Raw genomic sequence first — 16155 nt, 5'->3', positions numbered from 1 at the left:
AAGAAAGCCTTGACCATCTGCTCCTTATTAGTTTAGGATGGTTACTTTTACTTGCTTGCGCCCAAATGCAATCGCATCTGAGTGATTGGCCACGAACAAATCAATTTTGTTTCCTTTGATTGCGCCGCCTGTATCTCCAGCTACTGCATAGCCGTAGCCTTCAACATACACTTTTGAGCCAAGCGGAATCACGTTCGGGTCTACTGCAATGACTTTAAGGCCAGGGTTGGCTTTCAAGTTAATGCCTGTAGCTGTAATACCTGAGCATCCTGCACAGCTAGCTGTATAAGCTGTAGCCGATACGTAGAACTCTTTGCCGCCTGATGGCGCTGCAGCTGTCGTAGATGCTGCGGAAGCTTTTCTTGAAGGCTCCGCTTTTTTCTCAGGCGCTGCTGCTTTAGCAGGCGCTTCTTTTTTCGCAGCTGCTACTTGAACAGGAGCTGCTGTTTCTTTTTTCGCTGATGCTTTGGCAGTCGTGCCGCGTGAAGCGCTGGCAACCATTACTTTTGTGCCGACTGCTTTTACTTGCTTCGTCGGTGCTTTCACTGTTTTTTCGCTTTTAAGGGCACGTTTTACTTCTTTGCCGTTTTCTTTAACCACTTCATATGTTTTAGCTACAACGCCGTTTTGGCCTTTTTGGACAAGTTTTTCCTGTCCTTTCAATAGACCGGCATCTTTCTTCGTTTCTACTGCAAATTTCACAGAATCTTCCACTACATCGGTGACCTTTTCTACACGAACGACTTGGACTTTGGAATTCGGAACCACTTTTTCTTCCATTCCGTTTTCAACGCGGTCAAGTTCGCCTAGCGTAATTTTGTTCTGTTTTAAAAAGTCAGCGACCGTAGTCGAAGTGGACCATACTTTTTTCTCTTTCAAGCCATCGACAAGTGTTACTTCATAGGCTTTTTCAACAGAAATTGCTGTATCCTCATCTACTTCTTCTTCTAATGCAGGGGTAATTTTATCATGTTCCGTCACTTCAACATTCGCTTTTGCCAAAATTTCCTTCACGGTATTCTCTGTTGTCCAAGCCGCTGTTTCTTTGCCGTCAACTGATACTGTGTATTGTTCGGCCTGATCCCATTCAAGTGCTACATCTTCTTTAATGGCTGTATCTGCAGAATGGCTCAAGTAATCGTCTTTGCCTACTTGAATTTCCTGTTCTTCCAAAAATGCCCCAATGGTGTCGGCATGGGTTTTGACTTCCGTTGTTTCGCCGTTCGCTGTCATTTTCACTGTATTTTTTGTGCCTTCATAAATGGCAAACGTCAAAACAGCCGCAAACATTAAAACAGTGGCAATCGCCACCGCTAAAGATTTCCCACTATATAAACTTGATTTCTTGTTATTATTTTCTAGATTCTTCGTCAAAAATAACTCCTCCTTATTCACCTGAGTGATTATATAGACTCGATTTTACTGTGTCAAACAAAATGGGCCTGTTCTCTTTTGATGATTATTGGCTGAGCTTGAAAAACTGCTCTGCGTTCCGTGTCGTGATGCGGCCGACTTCTTCTGCCGAAATGCCTTTTAAACGGGCAATTTCTTCCGCGACAAGTGGGACATAAGATGGTTCATTGCGTTTTCCCCGGTAAGGATGCGGTGCAAGGTACGGTGCATCCGTTTCTATCATCAAGTGCTCCAAGGGGATTTCTGTTGCTACTTCTTTTGGCTTTTTGGCATTTTTAAACGTAACCGGTCCGCCAAGTGAAATCATAAAGTTCATGGCGATGCTTTCGCGCGCTGTTTCGACGCTGCCGCCGAAGCAGTGCATGACGCCCCCTACTTCATGGGCTTCTTCTTCTTTCAAGATGCGCAGCACGTCTTCTGTCGCGTCTCGATTATGGATGATAATCGGCAATTGGACTTTTTTCGCGAGCCGGATTTGCTTGCGGAACACTTCCTGCTGGATTTCTTTCGGGGATTTATCCCAGTAGTAATCCAAGCCCGTTTCGCCGATGCCGACTACTTTGTCGTGGGCTGCCAATTCTTCGATCCATTTTAAATCTTCTTCTGTGCAATCGATGGCATCAACCGGATGCCATCCGACTACGGCATATATAAACTCATGTTTCTCGGCAAGCTCCATTGCACGTTCAATCGTTTTGCGATCAAACCCAATGACAATCATTTTTGTAACATTGTTTTCTAAAGCTCTGTCGATTACTTCATTTAAATCTTCGTCGTACTGGTCTGCATTTAAATGGACATGGGTATCAATGTACATAACGCTCTCTCCTCACATTAAACCTTATTTTAATCGTTTCCTTCGTTTCTTTCTTCACACCAATATTACATTTAGATAACAAAACATGTTATTTAGATAACAAATAAATTGAGAACGGCGTTTTTCGCCTAATAAAATCCAAAATAAAAAAGGGCTGTCGCGTAGACAGCCCTTTCCAAATTGCGTTATATGCTTCGTGATTTATTTAATCTGTGCTCCGTTCGGCAGTTTTTGATCTACTGCAGCGAGTGTTAAATACCCGTTTTTCTCACCGGCTAAAATCATCCCTTGAGACAATTCGCCGCGCAATTTTACAGGTTTCAAATTAGCCACAACGACGACTTTTTTGCCGACCAGTTCTTCCGGTTTATAGTGTTCCGCAATGCCGGATACCACTTGGCGCTGTTCATAGCCGAGGTCGAGCTGCAATTTCAGCAGTTTCGATGTTTTCGGCACCGGTTCGCTGGCCGTTACAGTCGCTACCCGCAAATCCACTTTCATGAATTCATCAATGCTGATTTCCGGTACGTCCGGCACTTCTTCAACGATCTCTTCCACCACTTCTTCTTCTGCCGGCATATCTCCGCGCATCTGATCGCGGATATAAGCCACTTCCGGTTCTACTTCAAGGCGCGGGAAGATCGGAGTGCCTTTTGAAACAACTTTTGTGCCTTCTGGAATGTGGCCAAAGCTTTGAAGTGTCTCCCAAGCCAGCGCCTCTTCATTCAGGCCAAGCTGTTCGACGATTTGTTTCGGTGCATTCGGCAAGAACGGCTGCAGCATAACCGCTGTCATGCGCAGACTTTCTGCCAAATGAGCCATCGCAGTAGCCAATTGGCCTTTCAGCGCTTCGTCTTTAGCCAATACCCATGGCTTTGTTTCATCGATGTATTTATTCGTGCGGGAAATAAGCGCCCACACCTCGCTCAATACGATGCTAAACTGCATTTTTTCCATGTGCTGTTCATATACCTCGACCGTCTGCTTCGCCACTTCTTGCAGAGCGGCATCGAATTCTGTAGCTTCTCCGTGGAGCTGCGGAATTTCGCCGCCGAAATACTTGTTGATCATCGAAACGGTCCGGTTCAACAAGTTCCCTAAGTCATTTGCAAGGTCAAAGTTTGTGCGTTCTACAAATGATTCCGGTGAAAATACCCCGTCTGAACCAAACGGCAGTTCACGCAATAAGAAATAGCGTGTTGCATCCAAGCCGTAGCGTTCCACGAGCATTTCAGGATACACCACATTGCCTTTTGATTTCGACATTTTTCCGTCTTTCATCATGATGAACCCATGCGCGAAGATTTTCTTCGGCAGCGGCAAATCAAGCGCCATCAGGAAAATCGGCCAATAGATCGTATGGAAACGGACGATGTCCTTACCGACTACATGGACATCTGCCGGCCAGTATTTGTTGAAGAGTGAGTCATCATCGGAACCATAGCCAAGTGACGTAATATAGTTGGACAAAGCATCCACCCATACGTAAATCACATGCTTTGGATCTCCAGGAACCGGGATGCCCCAGTCAAATGACGTTCGGGATACCGATAAGTCTTCCAGTCCCGGCTTGATGAAGTTGTTGATCATTTCATTTTTGCGGGATTCCGGTTCGATGAATTCTACATTGTTTTCGTAGTAATCAAGCAAGCGGTCCGCGTATTTTTTCATATTGAAGAAATACGATTCTTCTTTCACTTTGTGGACCGGGCGGCCGCAGTCCGGGCAATTGCCGTCCACTAGCTGGGCTTCTGTATAGAACGACTCGCATGGCGTACAGTACCAGCCTTCGTATTCGCCCTTGTAAATATCGCCGTTATCCAAAAATGTTTGGAAAATCTTTTCGACGCCTTTTTTGTGGCGTTCTTCTGTTGTGCGGATAAAGTCATCATACGTGATGTCCATTACCGACCAAACTTGCTTAGCGGAAGCTGCCATGTCGTCCACATATGCCTGTGGCGCAAGACCGGCTTCCTGTGCTTTTTCTTCAATTTTCTGGCCGTGTTCGTCCATTCCGGTCAGGAACCGGACATCAAAACCGCGCAAGCGCTTGTAACGGGCCATAGCATCGGAAGCGACCGTTGTATAAGCAGTCCCAATATGGAATTTTCCGCTTGGATAATAAATCGGGGTGGTCAGATAAAAAGTGTTATTGTTAGCAGTCACGAAAAATTCCTCCAGTTTGTTTGTATAGTTCTTATTTTAACGAAGTCCCCAATATTGTACAATCTTTCGATTCTGAGGCTTTTTTCGACAATGACGAAGAAGTTAGAACATTGTGAAATATTACCGTTTCATTTCATAATCCAATAGAAGGACAAAATTGTGATAAAAAATCCTTTATTAATCACTTTATTATTAATTAATAAGAAAATTTATTATAAAGCCGATAGTTTTTTATTGACCAAATTGCCAGTACTTGGTATGATTTATGACAGGAAGTGGTAAATGTCGAATTTTGACGAAAAACATCCGACAAATTTGAAGGGAGATTATTATTATGAAATCGACAGGAATTGTACGTAAAGTTGACGAATTAGGCCGTGTGGTAATTCCGATTGAATTGCGCCGTACTCTAGGAATTGCAGAGAAAGATGCATTGGAGATCTACGTTGACGACGATAAAATTATCTTGAAAAAATATTTGCCAAATATGACTTGTGCCGTAACTGGGGAAGTATCTGATGACAACATGCAGCTGGTTGGCGGCAAGTTGATCTTAAGCCCTGAAGGTGCAGAGATGCTGGTAAAAGAAATTCAAAATAACTTGAAAAAATAAGCTTAAGCCAATAAAAACCGGAGCGCTGTTGCGTTCCGGTTTTTTTGCATGGGATGTTTTAGATATGATAAGCCTGGTAAACTTCACGCTTCGGCAAATTCCGCTCATGCGATACTTGTTTAATGGCTTCTTTGGACGTCAATTGCTTTTTTTCCATTAGTTCTGTTACATGGTCGGCAATGGACAAATGCTCCCACCATTGCTCGATTTCTGCAACATCCGGCGAAGCATTTCCTTCTAGTACAAGGCAAAATTCTCCTCGTATAGTATTCGCCTCTGCCCACTCGACGGCTTCTTCCACGGTTCCCCGCAAAAATTCCTCAAATTTTTTCGTGACTTCCCGGGCCAAGGTGATTTTCCGTTCATCGCCAAAGGCTTTTTGGATGCTTTTTAAACTGTCCTTCAAGCGGTGAGGCGCTTCGTAAAAAATCAAGGTCTCTTCTTTTTGGCTCAAGGTTTCCAGTTCCGCTTGGCGGTCTTTCTTGTGGCGCGATAAAAATCCGTAAAACAGAAACGGCTGCGGAGCAATGCCGGAAGCAATCAATGCACTGAGAGCGGCATTCGCTCCCGGAACCGGAACCACCGGATAATCTTCTTCCACCACCCGCCGTACGATATCCTCGCCGGGATCAGAAATGCAAGGCATGCCAGCGTCGCTTACCAAAGCGACGGACTTGCCTTCATTCAAATAGGAGAGGATTTTAAAGCCTCCGCTGTCCTGGTTATGCTCATGGTAGCTGACCAGCTTGGTTTGGATATCGAAATAATTGCACAGGTTTTTTGTATTGCGGGTGTCTTCTGCGGCTATGACATCCACTTCTTTTAAGACACGGATCGCGCGTACAGTCATGTCTTCCAAATTGCCGATCGGCGTCGCCACTAAGTACAGAGTCGCTTTGTTTTCCATAAAGCTTTTTTGGGATTTCATTTGCCATCTTCCTTTCCTTCAGCAATATAGTGAATTTTTTGTGGTTTTGATAATTGCTTGAAGGCATATTCCGCTTTCATCGCAGCGGATTTCGTATCGAAACTTTCATGGTGGATCATTTCGACCGGACCTTTGGCTCGTGTGTATTTTGCCCCTTTTCCTGCGTTATGGGCTTCCAGCCGTTTTTGCAGATCATTCGTATACCCTGCATAGTAGGAACCATCGGCACATTCAAGGACATAAAAATAATGGTTATTCGTTTCCATAAAGCAGTTCTCTCACTTCTTCTGTATATTCCCCGTTTTCTCCGTATACAATCAGCGGCGGCAGAATTTTCAAGTCCGGCTTGCCGTCTTTAATGCCTTCAATCAATAATGTATTCGCTTCTTTTCCCGCTTTCGGGTACACCAAGCGGACCCGCTTTGGCTCCAGCCGGTTGGCCCGCATCGCAGTGATGATATCGATCAGCCGTCCGGAACGGTGCACAAAAGCAGCTTTGCCTCCCTGTTTCAACAGCTTGCTGGCTGCCTGGACCGATTCGTCCAATGTTAAATGGATTTCATGGCGGGCAATCGCCATATGTTCACTGAGGTTTTTGTCGCTCAATTCATGCGCAGGGAAATAAGGGGGATTGCATGTCACCACATCAAATTTTTCAACGCCGAGGCGTGCGGGAATTTCCTTCACATCTCCTTCAATGATCCGGATCTGTTCTTCAAGCCCATTGTACTCGACGCTTCTTTGGGCCATATGGACAAGCCGCTCCTGAAGTTCCACGCCGATAATGGCGGATTCTGTACGGGCGCTTAAAAACAACGGAATGGCTCCGTTGCCGGTACATAAATCGACAATTTTCCCTCGTTTTAACGGCACATACGCAAAACGCGCCAGCAGTACAGCGTCCAATGAAAATGAAAATACCGACGGACTTTGAATGATGCGCAAGTCTTCCGCCAGCAAATAATCCAGTCTTTCGTCATCCAACAACATGTTTTCACCTCCTATACACAGGAAAAGGCTGCCGCCACACGGGGTGTCGGAAGCCTTTTCTGTTTGTTTTGCTCCAGCACCCAGGTCTCAGGCGCTTCCGCTTTTCTGTATGTCCAGCTGCAGCGCCTAGCTCCTCGGGTCTTAAGGCAGCCCGCCTGTGCGGCAAAGAGCCGCTTCGGCAGTCTACCTTAAGCTGTTCGGAGCTGCCCAGGCGCTTCCGCTTTTCTTTAGTTTTGTTTATTTAAGAAAGATAAACAAAACAGGCAATCGTCGCCTTTTCTTGAGCTGCCGAAATGTACATGGCATACATGATAGCCTTCGTGGTACAAACGCGCCAAGTTATCGTAGCCTTCTCCGATATCCATAGCTGCTTTTTTCAATTTTATCGGATCCACTGCAGCTGTTTCCGGAACCGCTTGATGGAGTTCATCCAATCTCGCCCGCAAATGATGGTTCTCCAATTGCAATGCATGATGTTCTTCCATCGTATGAGCAACTACGGCTTTCAATTCCCGAAACTGTTCTTGGATGGATTCGAGCTGCTGCTCGAAATCCATGACCGTGTCCAAAAAGTTTTTCTCTTTCACTTAAAACCACCTCACGCTCTCGTTCCTTGGCCCATTATCTCACTTAATGAGTATTCTAATGTCTGTTCCTGCTCAGTTAAGCGAATCTTCAACACACGTTCCAATATATTCATGCCTACGACACGGCCATCGCCATCCGGCGTAGAAACCCGGGTGCCAACGTCCGGCATTTCTTTTTTCGCCGTTTCGTATTCATCGTTCTCGTATTTCAGGCAGCACATCAAGCGTCCGCATAACCCGGAGATCTTCGAAGGATTCAGCGACAAATTCTGGTCTTTTGCCATTTTGATCGACACGGGCTCAAAATCGCCCAAAAACGTCGAACAGCACAGCATCCGTCCACAAGGGCCGATGCCTCCCAGCATTTTTGCTTCATCCCGTACGCCGATTTGGCGCAATTCGATACGCGTCCGGAAAATAGAAGCCAGATCTTTTACCAGGTTGCGGAAGTCGACACGCCCTTCCGCTGTGAAATAAAAGATGACTTTGTTGCGGTCAAATGTGTATTCCACGTCCACCAGCTTCATTTCCAGCCGGTGCTCTTCAATTTTTTGCGTTCCCATCTCAAAAGCACGTCCGGCTTCCAAGCGGTTTTCTTCTACTTGCTGGCGGTCCCGTTCACTTGCAACACGGACCACTTGTTTTAAGGGAAGCACGACATCGTGCTCCTCCACTGTTTTGACCGGTACGACCACTTTGCCGTATTCAATCCCTCTTGCCGTTTCTACGATGACGTAATCGTCTTTTTGGATCGCAAACTCGCCAGGGTCGAAATAATATATTTTACCCGCTTTCTTAAAGCGGACACCAATTACATTGTACACTTGCTTATCCCTCCTGCAGGTTCAGCATTAACTGCTCCATCAGCAGCGTTCGGTTCATATTGCGCGGCAATTGCTGCTTGGCCTGCAAAACAGCCTGCAATTGCTTGGAAAGCACGGGATATGAACGCTGAAGCGCCATCTGTTTCCATAGTTCATCCATATCTGGATAAGTTCGAGCAGTTTCAAGACCCGCTTTTACCGAAGCGATGTCCCGATATGCAAATAATAACATGTCGAGCCCTCTTTCGGTATCTTCTTTTTCTTTAAATACTGGAAGCCATTCCGATTGCAGCAACAAAAGAGCTTCATGGACATTGCTGTTTACAGCTTCCACTAATTTTAACACAACTTTGCGCTGTTGAATGAAAGCTTCATCTGCAGCCAGCTCTTTCGCTTCGTCCAAGTTTTGCGTCAGCATGCTGACCGTCGCAGCAAGTGATGCCGTCATTCTGTCGCCGACCAGCCGCTCCATCATTTTCGGCCGTGACAGCGGCTGAAACGACACCAGCTGGCAGCGTGAACGAATCGTTGTCATGATGGCATTCAAGCGCTCCGTCAACAAAATCGCCGTGACGTTCATTTCCGGTTCTTCTAAAAACTTCAGCAATGCATTGGCAGAGGCATTGTTCATGCGGTCTGCATCTTGAATCACATATATTTTACGGCCTGTACTAAAACCCGTTTTATTCATATTGAAAATCAATTCGCGTATTTGATCGATTTTGATGTTTTGGCCATCCGGCTCAATGAACACGATGCTCGGATGGTTTCCGGAATTGTAAAGCTGGCAGCTTCGGCATGTTTCACATGGAACATTTTGTACTGGATGTTCACAAAGCAGCAGTTTCACAAAAAAGTGCGTCACTTCCGTGAGCCCTGACCCTGCCGGCCCCTCAAACAAATAAGCGTGAGCCATTCGGTCTTTTGCGTATGCGCCTTGAAGCCTTTTCATGACCACTGGCTGCATCTCCTGGAATTCTTCGATGGTCTTTTGCACACTTTCACCTTCATTCAGCCTTTGTAAAAAATCCCGTGTTCCAGACGGAGCACGGGATTCCTCTATTCTTTATCCCTATATACCGAAGACAAACTGTCCGTAAACGTCCATTTGGATCAACTGCCAACCGGTGAAGAACAAAAATCCCCGCCGGTTGAAGTTTCACTTTATCGCTTCACGCATCAAGCGTTTTTAAGAACACTTAAAAATGATGGAATTGCTCAATTGGCAAGACAAAAATCGTCGCGCCGCCTACTTCCACTTCAACTGGATATGGAATATATGAATCTGCATTTCCGCCCATCGGCGAAACAGGTGCAACCATTTGTTCACGTGAACGGCAGTTGTCCCGGATTAAATCCATTAAATTCGGCACCAGGCCGTCTTCAACACCAATCAAAAAAGTGGTATTCCCTGAGCGCAAGAACCCTCCAGTACTGGCAAGTTTAGTAGCCCGGAAATCATTTTTGGTTAACGCATTGGATAAACGATTACTATCTTGATCTTGCACAACTGCAACAACGAGTTTCATCAGCACTCACTCCTTTTTCGTATTCCTTCTATATAAGTATACCATGAAGAAAGGGGGACGCCGCATATCTTTCCTGCGGCCGCCCCTTCCAATACCCGATCAAACCCAGCCCAACGCTGTCAGCGATTCCCGGGTTTTCCGTCTGTTCCGATAAATTCCGTGACACGATAGAACGCATCCGCAAATACCTGATCCATGCTGTTTCCAGCGTCTACGACTTTGATCCGCTCCGGATCCTGCCGAACAAGCAGCTGATAGCCTTCACGCACCGCTTCATGGAATTTCAACGACTCCACATCCAGCCGGTTCACTTCACGGCCGGCGTCTTTTTCGATGCGGGCAAGCCCGACGGCCGGCTCTACATCAAAATAAAGCGTTAAATCCGGCATGTATTCATTGATGGCAAATTTATTGATAGCGTAAATCTCTTCTATGCCAAGACCTCTCGCGTGACCCTGATATGCCAAACTGCTGTCTATGTAACGGTCGCATAGCACGACTTTTCCCGCTTTCATAGCCGGTATGATGCGTTCCACTAAATGCTGTCTTCTGGCAGCTGCATACAATAGGGCCTCTGTCCGTGGATCCATTTGGACATTCTCCCGGTCGAGAATCACTTTCCGGATTTGTTCCGCGATTTCGATGCCGCCCGGTTCCCTTGTGCAAACTACTGTATGTCCCTGCTTTTCCAGCGCAGAAGCCAAACGTGTTAAGATGCTCGATTTCCCTGCACCTTCTCCGCCTTCCAGCGTAATTAAATAACCCATTCGTTTCACCCGTTTTCTTGATGTTGTTATTCTTCCACTATACAGGAAACTGAGCATTTACAGGCAAATAAAGCCTGATCAAAAACTTCAATCAGGCTCATTCCTCGTCTTCTGCCACTTGATACGCTTCATTGTACAATTGCAGCTGGCTGTTGATTTCCTTGTCGCCGTCTTTTCTTTTCACGTAATGGTATTGTCCGGATGCATCTTGTTCGCGCGCTTTGACATTGTCCTTCAAAGCCATTTCCAGCACATGCTTCACTTGTTTTTTGATCCGGCGGCTATGAACCGGAAAGAGAATTTCAATGCGGTTTTCCATATTCCGCGTCATCATATCGGCTGAAGACAAAAACGTCTTTTCTTCCCCGTTATGATAGAAATAATAGACCCGGCTGTGTTCGAGCAATCTGCCGACAATGCTTCGGACCCGGATGTGTTCGCTGACTCCTTTGATGCCGGGGCGCAAGCAGCAAATGCCTCTTACAATCAAATCCACGCGCACCCCTTCGATCGAAGCTTCGTACAACTTCTTAATGATGGCTTTGTCCGTAAGCGAGTTCATCTTTGCAATGATGAGGCCATTATTGGATTTGCGGTGGTGCTTGATTTCCGCTTCAATCATCTCCAAAAAATCTTTGCGGATACTGAAAGGCGCCACGGACAATCGATGGAATGCCGGTTTTTCCGTATAGCCGCTCAAATAATTGAAGAAGTTCGTCGCATCCACACCGAATTCCCGGTCGGAAGTGAAAAGGCTCATATCGGTGTAGATTTTTGCCGTTTGATCATTGTAGTTGCCGGTCCCCAAATGCACGAAACGGGCAATCTGTCCGTCTTTTTTGCGTACAACGAGCGTGATTTTGCTATGGGTTTTTAAATGCGTGATGCCATAAATGACGTGGCACCCAGCCTGTTCCAATTCTTTTGCCCATTGGACATTGTTTTCTTCGTCAAATCGGGCTTTCAATTCCACCAGCACCGTGACTTGTTTTCCGTTTTCAGCTGCTCTTTTCAAAGCTTTGATAATGGGCGAATCACCGCTTACCCGGTACAGTGTCTGCTTGATCGCCAGAACATCCGGGTCATCAGCAGCTTTTGACATAAACTCCACGACAGGCCCGAACGATTCATAAGGGTGGTGCAAAAAGATATCCTGTTCAGCCACTTGATCGAAAATGTCTTCATCGGAAGCCAAATCGCGGGGCGGCTGTGAAATTCGTTTTTCGTAGACAAGCTTTTTGTGGGTTTTCTCCATTTTTTTATAGAAGTTGAAAAACAAAGTCAAATCGATTGGACCTTCTACTTCATAAACGTCTTTTTTATTGATTTCAAGCGCTTCGGTTAAATACGTGAGCATCTCAGGATCAATGCCTTCTTTTTGCACTTCCAGGCGGACAGCCGCCCCCCATTTGCGCTTCCTCAGCTCTTCTTCAATTTCTTTCAGCAAGTCGCGGGCGCCTTCTTCATGAATGGTCATATCGGCATTGCGCGTAATCCGAAAAACAGATGCCGACACCACTTTAAACCCTTGGAACAATTTGCTGATAAAATGCCGGATGACGTCTTCCAGCAAGACAAAACGTTCTTTGCCCGCCTTGTCGTCCAAGTAAACAAAGCGGTCCAGTACGGCCGGCATTTGGACAATCGCTGTCTTGAACGGGGAAGCCGCTTCTTTATCCCGGTCCTCCAGCAAAATGGCCAAGTTGATGCTGCGGTTCAACAGCATCGGAAATGGCCTGTAGGCATCAATCGCCAGCGGCGTCAGCACTGGAAATACCAGTTCATCAAAATACGCTTCTATTTCCTTAAGCTCACGTTCGGTCAACTCGTCCATTTTATGGATCCGGACGCCATGCTGCTTCATTTGCGGGAGCAGTACATCGCGCAAAGTTTTGTACTGCAACTCCACCAACTCATGCGTTTTATTGCCGATTTCCTTCAATTGCTGCCGCGGTGTCATCCCTGCCTTATTCTCTGGCCGGGCAAATCCCACTTTGACTTGATCCTGGAGGCCTGCCACCCGTACCATGAAAAATTCATCGAGGTTCGAGCTGAAAATCGACAAAAACTTAAAGCGCTCCAGCAAAGGGTTGCGCTCATCCAACGATTCCCTTAATACCCTTTCGTTAAATGCCAGCCAGCTGAGTTCTCTATTATTGTAATAAGAAGGGTTATCCAGATTAACGGCGGTTTTCTTTACGTTCGGCACCTGTTCCACCACCTTTTCATGTCAGACTTTTGCTTTCTCGCCAGATTAGGAGAGCCTAGAAGCAATTAATTTTTCATAAATTGAAATTGAATGGATTTCTTCAGCTGTTTTTCCAAATGTTTCTTCTGTTTTTCCGCTTGGTACTGCTCCGGTTTCCAATCACTGTTGCATTGGATTTTAAACACCAGTTCCTGATTGTCTAACGCTTCGATTTGGATATCCTTGATAATGTCCCGCTTGGTTGCATTTAAACTGTATGCCAGCTTTACAATAGCGCCAAATAAGCTGTATTTGGCCAGTTCGTCTTTTGTGAACCAATCCTCATACATCGCTGCATTGCGTTTAAACACTTCCCGGTTTTTAAAGGAGGCAATCAGCGCCACCGTCATTCGGTCTTTATGGAGCAAGCCGTCAATGGTGCGGTTTGCCAATAAATAAAACGTATGCTGATGGCTCGCTTCTGCATCGATGTAGGAACCCAGGTTGTATAAGGCGCTGCCCAGGCGGATATATTTTGTGTCATTCGGCTCTAAAGAAAAGACACCGCATTTCTCCAGTTCCCTGAAAATCATCGTAGCATTCGCAGTGACATGGGTGGCATGTGTAAGGTTGATGTCAAAATCGCTGGCCAGCTCATAAAAACTTTCTTCCAGCACATTCGGAAAAATGGAAAGCTCGAAATCTTTGATCATCTCTTCATAAAATACGCCGTCACGCAAGCCTTTTCTGCTTAAGGCAAATGTATCCGTATCGATATAATCCATCAAGTGGACAAACACCTCGATGGCCGGAATGATAATATCCGCCCGGTCTTTGGTTAGCCCTTCCACTCGCTGAATTTCTGAGAAGTCCATGCCCAACAGCATGCTATGGACGCTTTTCACATTGCTTTCGGACATCATGTACTGATGGATACCGGCTACCGGATAGCCGATGTGTTCCTGATGAATCTGGGCCAGGTTCCGCGCACTTCCCCCGATGCCGATCAAAGGCAATTTCTTATTCTTCAGCCAAGGCAAAATGCTGAACTGCTCTTTCAGAAACTTCCGAAGCGCCTTTAATTCCTGTGCAGTCGGTACATCGTTTTTGACGAATTGCTGTTTTAGCGACAAGGCGCCAAACGGAAAACTATAGAAATAAATCAACTTCCGTTCCTGGAAATACGTGATTTCCGTACTGCCTCCCCCGATATCCACCGTAATCCCGCTTTCAAATGGCGTGGAGTTGACGACCGCCAAAAAACCGTAGTTTGCTTCTTCGAATTCGGATAAAATCCGCATCGAAAAGTCGGTCTCCTTTTCCACCCGATCCAAGATCTCTTCTTGGTTATTGGCTTGCCGAATAGCAGCTGTCGCAACACATCTGACTTCATTGAGATTATGGTGCCTCGTCACTTCCTGAAAGCCTTGAAGAGTATGTATTAAAACATCCATTCCTTCCGGCTCCAGCTTTCCGCTTTCCGACAAATAATTGCGCAGGCGCGCTACCGCTTTGACGTTTTCGCTTTCTGTCAGCCTGCCGCTTTTATCACGCGAGTAAATCACGAGCCTCATCGTATTCGATCCAATATCCACAATGGCGTACTTTTCCTGGTCCATCATAGTCTCCACATCCCGCCTTGTAAAATTTCGTATACTTTACCATACCCAATTCTCAGCATTTATTGCCTTTTTATCTCAGGCAGCACACAGATTAATTTTTCTTCCAGCCGGTGTTCTCCTTGAATCTGCGCTCCAGTTGCCAAATAATCGGCCAGTCCTTCAAGCTTTTCGAGGGTCCATTTTTCCCCTGGAACAATCAACGGAATGCCTGGCGGGTAAGGGACGACCATGCCGGCAGAAATTCGCCCAACCGCCGCTTTATAAGAAATCCATTCACGGGTCTCCGTGTCCATTTGTGAGAAGGAAATTTCAGGAACACTGATAGTCTGCTGAATCGGCATCTTTACCGCAAGCGCATCTCTCGGGTATTGATCCAGTGCCCTTACCGCTTCCTTCACGCGTTTTCGCACTTCCGCAAAAGGATAGGCATGAATTTGTTTTAGCAAAGGCAAAATCAGCAGCACTTGATAAGGATCCGCCAATTCCGCATGGATTCCGGCTTTCTCCAGCTGTGCCTTCAGTTGGAAGCCATTATAGCCTTCCACCCGGAGCATCAGCTTCAACGGATCGTCCGATTCAAAGACTTCCAGCTTCGGAATGCTTTTCAGGCCTCTGATGAATTGTTTCCGCTTGTCTTCGAAATACCGGATATCCGGCTGCGAATAGGTTTCGACAAAGGCGCGTGCGTCATCAAGCGAAGCCATAATAAGATAAGACGGACTGCTCGACTGCAGCATCCGCAAGTATTTTATGATTTTTTCTCTGTTCACCAAGTCGCCTTGGATATGTAAGAAAGACCCCATCGTCATGGCCGGCAAAGTCTTATGCGCGGAATGGACGACAACATCAGCGCCGTATGCCAGTGCAGAAGCAGGAAATGGTGTGCCGATTTGAAAATGGGCACCGTGTGCTTCATCGACCAATACAGGCATTCCCTGTGACTGGCAAAACGCAATGGTTTCCTTTAAGCCGGCCGTCGCCATGCCGTAGTAATTCGGGTAGGTCAAAATGACGGCAGCCGCTTCGGGATGAGCTGTTACGGCTGCTGTGATATCTGCAAATGCCACACCGGATGCTGTCAGCGATTCCTCATCCCACTCCGGCGCCACATACACCGGACGTGCTTTTGCCAGCTCCAATGCGTGGAAAATAGACTTATGTGCATTGCGCTGGACGATGACCATGTCCCCTTCTTGGCAAGACGCATAGACCATCGCCAAATTGCCGACTGTCGAACCGTTTACCAAAAAGAAACTTTGGTCTGCGCCGTAAGCTTCCGCCAGCAACTGCTGCGCCTCCTGAATAGCCTCTTCCGGATAATGAAGATCGTCAAGGCCTGTCACTTCAGTCAAATCGTATGGCAGCGCTGATCGCATCTCGGACGGCAACGCCGACAACTCTCCGTTTTTATGCCCCGGTACATGAAATGAAATCGGCTGCTGTTGTTGAAATGCAGTTAAAGCATCAATTAAAGGTCTGCGGTGCGTCATAAATCTCCATCCTTACATCTTCTATTTGAATTACGTCCATTATACCGGAATGTCCCGTCTTTAACAGTTTGTTGGGCATAGAGCATCCGGTAGAAATAAAAAAAGAAAACACAAAAAAGCCGCCGCCGGAAATACCGGCAACGGCTTTTTTTACTTGGCCCAGCAATGTCCTACTCTCACAGGGGGAAACCCCCAACTACCATCGGCGCAAAAGAGCTTAA

General features: G+C 46.4%; 15 protein-coding genes. 1 reads left to right on the top strand and 14 read right to left on the bottom strand.

Going from position 1 to position 16155, the window contains the following annotated elements; translation table 11 throughout:
* Window positions 1-27: 27 nt before the first annotated feature.
* The 3 genes from HU147_RS18135 to metG all read right to left on the bottom strand — a co-directional run bounded on the left by HU147_RS18135 (window position 28) and on the right by metG (window position 4396).
* Window positions 28-1374 (bottom strand): G5 and 3D domain-containing protein, encoded by a 1347-nt coding sequence (locus tag HU147_RS18135; protein ID WP_224077502.1) that lies wholly within the window; start codon window positions 1372-1374, stop codon window positions 28-30.
* 85 nt (window positions 1375-1459) lie between these two features.
* Complete coding sequence (locus HU147_RS18130) at window positions 1460-2230, bottom strand: TatD family hydrolase (protein ID WP_224077501.1); 771 nt, start codon at window positions 2228-2230, stop codon at window positions 1460-1462.
* A 201-nt stretch (window positions 2231-2431) separates the two neighbouring features.
* Window positions 2432-4396, bottom strand: a complete 1965-nt coding sequence (gene metG / locus HU147_RS18125; protein WP_224077500.1) for a methionine--tRNA ligase — start codon at window positions 4394-4396, stop codon at window positions 2432-2434.
* A gap of 334 nt (window positions 4397-4730) precedes the next feature.
* On the opposite strand from metG, the gene HU147_RS18120 reads away from it, so the two are divergent.
* Window positions 4731-5009 carry an AbrB/MazE/SpoVT family DNA-binding domain-containing protein gene (locus HU147_RS18120; protein ID WP_036802110.1) on the top strand — a complete coding sequence of 93 codons (279 nt, stop codon included), beginning with the start codon at window positions 4731-4733 and terminating at the stop codon, window positions 5007-5009.
* Between the two features lie 58 nt (window positions 5010-5067).
* Here HU147_RS18120 and rsmI read toward each other — a convergent pair whose 3' ends face one another.
* The 11 genes from rsmI to HU147_RS18065 form a co-directional block, all read right to left on the bottom strand.
* Complete coding sequence (gene rsmI / locus HU147_RS18115) at window positions 5068-5937, bottom strand: 16S rRNA (cytidine(1402)-2'-O)-methyltransferase (RefSeq protein WP_224077499.1); 870 nt, start codon at window positions 5935-5937, stop codon at window positions 5068-5070.
* Window positions 5934-6203, bottom strand: coding sequence for a GIY-YIG nuclease family protein (locus HU147_RS18110; RefSeq protein WP_224077498.1), 270 nt, complete (start codon window positions 6201-6203; stop codon window positions 5934-5936). Before HU147_RS18110 ends, rsmI begins: the two co-directional genes overlap by 4 nt.
* A complete protein-coding gene (locus HU147_RS18105) occupies window positions 6190-6927 on the bottom strand; it encodes a tRNA1(Val) (adenine(37)-N6)-methyltransferase (protein WP_224077497.1) in 738 nt (245 codons plus the stop codon). The genes HU147_RS18110 and HU147_RS18105 overlap by 14 nt, the downstream gene beginning before the upstream one ends.
* 227 nt (window positions 6928-7154) lie before the next feature.
* A complete protein-coding gene (gene yabA / locus HU147_RS18100; RefSeq protein ID WP_036802102.1) occupies window positions 7155-7514 on the bottom strand; it encodes a DNA replication initiation control protein YabA in 360 nt (119 codons plus the stop codon).
* Between the two features lie 11 nt (window positions 7515-7525).
* Window positions 7526-8338, bottom strand: a complete 813-nt coding sequence (locus HU147_RS18095; protein ID WP_036802100.1) for a PSP1 domain-containing protein — start codon at window positions 8336-8338, stop codon at window positions 7526-7528.
* A 4-nt stretch (window positions 8339-8342) separates the two neighbouring features.
* The gene (gene holB / locus HU147_RS18090; protein ID WP_224077496.1) at window positions 8343-9335 is read right to left on the bottom strand and encodes a DNA polymerase III subunit delta'; all 993 of its coding nucleotides are present in this window, start codon (window positions 9333-9335) and stop codon (window positions 8343-8345) included.
* Window positions 9336-9537: 202 nt separating this feature from the next.
* A complete protein-coding gene (locus HU147_RS18085) occupies window positions 9538-9867 on the bottom strand; it encodes a cyclic-di-AMP receptor (RefSeq protein WP_036802096.1) in 330 nt (109 codons plus the stop codon).
* Window positions 9868-9986: 119 nt separating this feature from the next.
* The gene (gene tmk / locus HU147_RS18080) at window positions 9987-10634 is read right to left on the bottom strand and encodes a dTMP kinase (RefSeq protein WP_224077495.1); all 648 of its coding nucleotides are present in this window, start codon (window positions 10632-10634) and stop codon (window positions 9987-9989) included.
* A 97-nt stretch (window positions 10635-10731) separates the two neighbouring features.
* On the bottom strand, window positions 10732-12855 hold the full coding sequence (locus HU147_RS18075) for an RNA degradosome polyphosphate kinase (protein ID WP_317985529.1): 2124 nt from the start codon (window positions 12853-12855) through the stop codon (window positions 10732-10734).
* A gap of 53 nt (window positions 12856-12908) precedes the next feature.
* The gene (gene ppx, locus HU147_RS18070) at window positions 12909-14441 is read right to left on the bottom strand and encodes an exopolyphosphatase (protein WP_224077529.1); all 1533 of its coding nucleotides are present in this window, start codon (window positions 14439-14441) and stop codon (window positions 12909-12911) included.
* A gap of 62 nt (window positions 14442-14503) precedes the next feature.
* On the bottom strand, window positions 14504-15934 hold the full coding sequence (locus HU147_RS18065; RefSeq protein ID WP_224077494.1) for an aminotransferase class I/II-fold pyridoxal phosphate-dependent enzyme: 1431 nt from the start codon (window positions 15932-15934) through the stop codon (window positions 14504-14506).
* Window positions 15935-16155 lie beyond the last annotated feature (221 nt).

Source organism: Planococcus chinensis, from assembly GCF_020071995.1.
GTDB classification, from domain to species: domain Bacteria; phylum Bacillota; class Bacilli; order Bacillales_A; family Planococcaceae; genus Planococcus; species Planococcus chinensis_A.
This window is presented reverse-complemented; position numbering and strand designations above follow the sequence as displayed.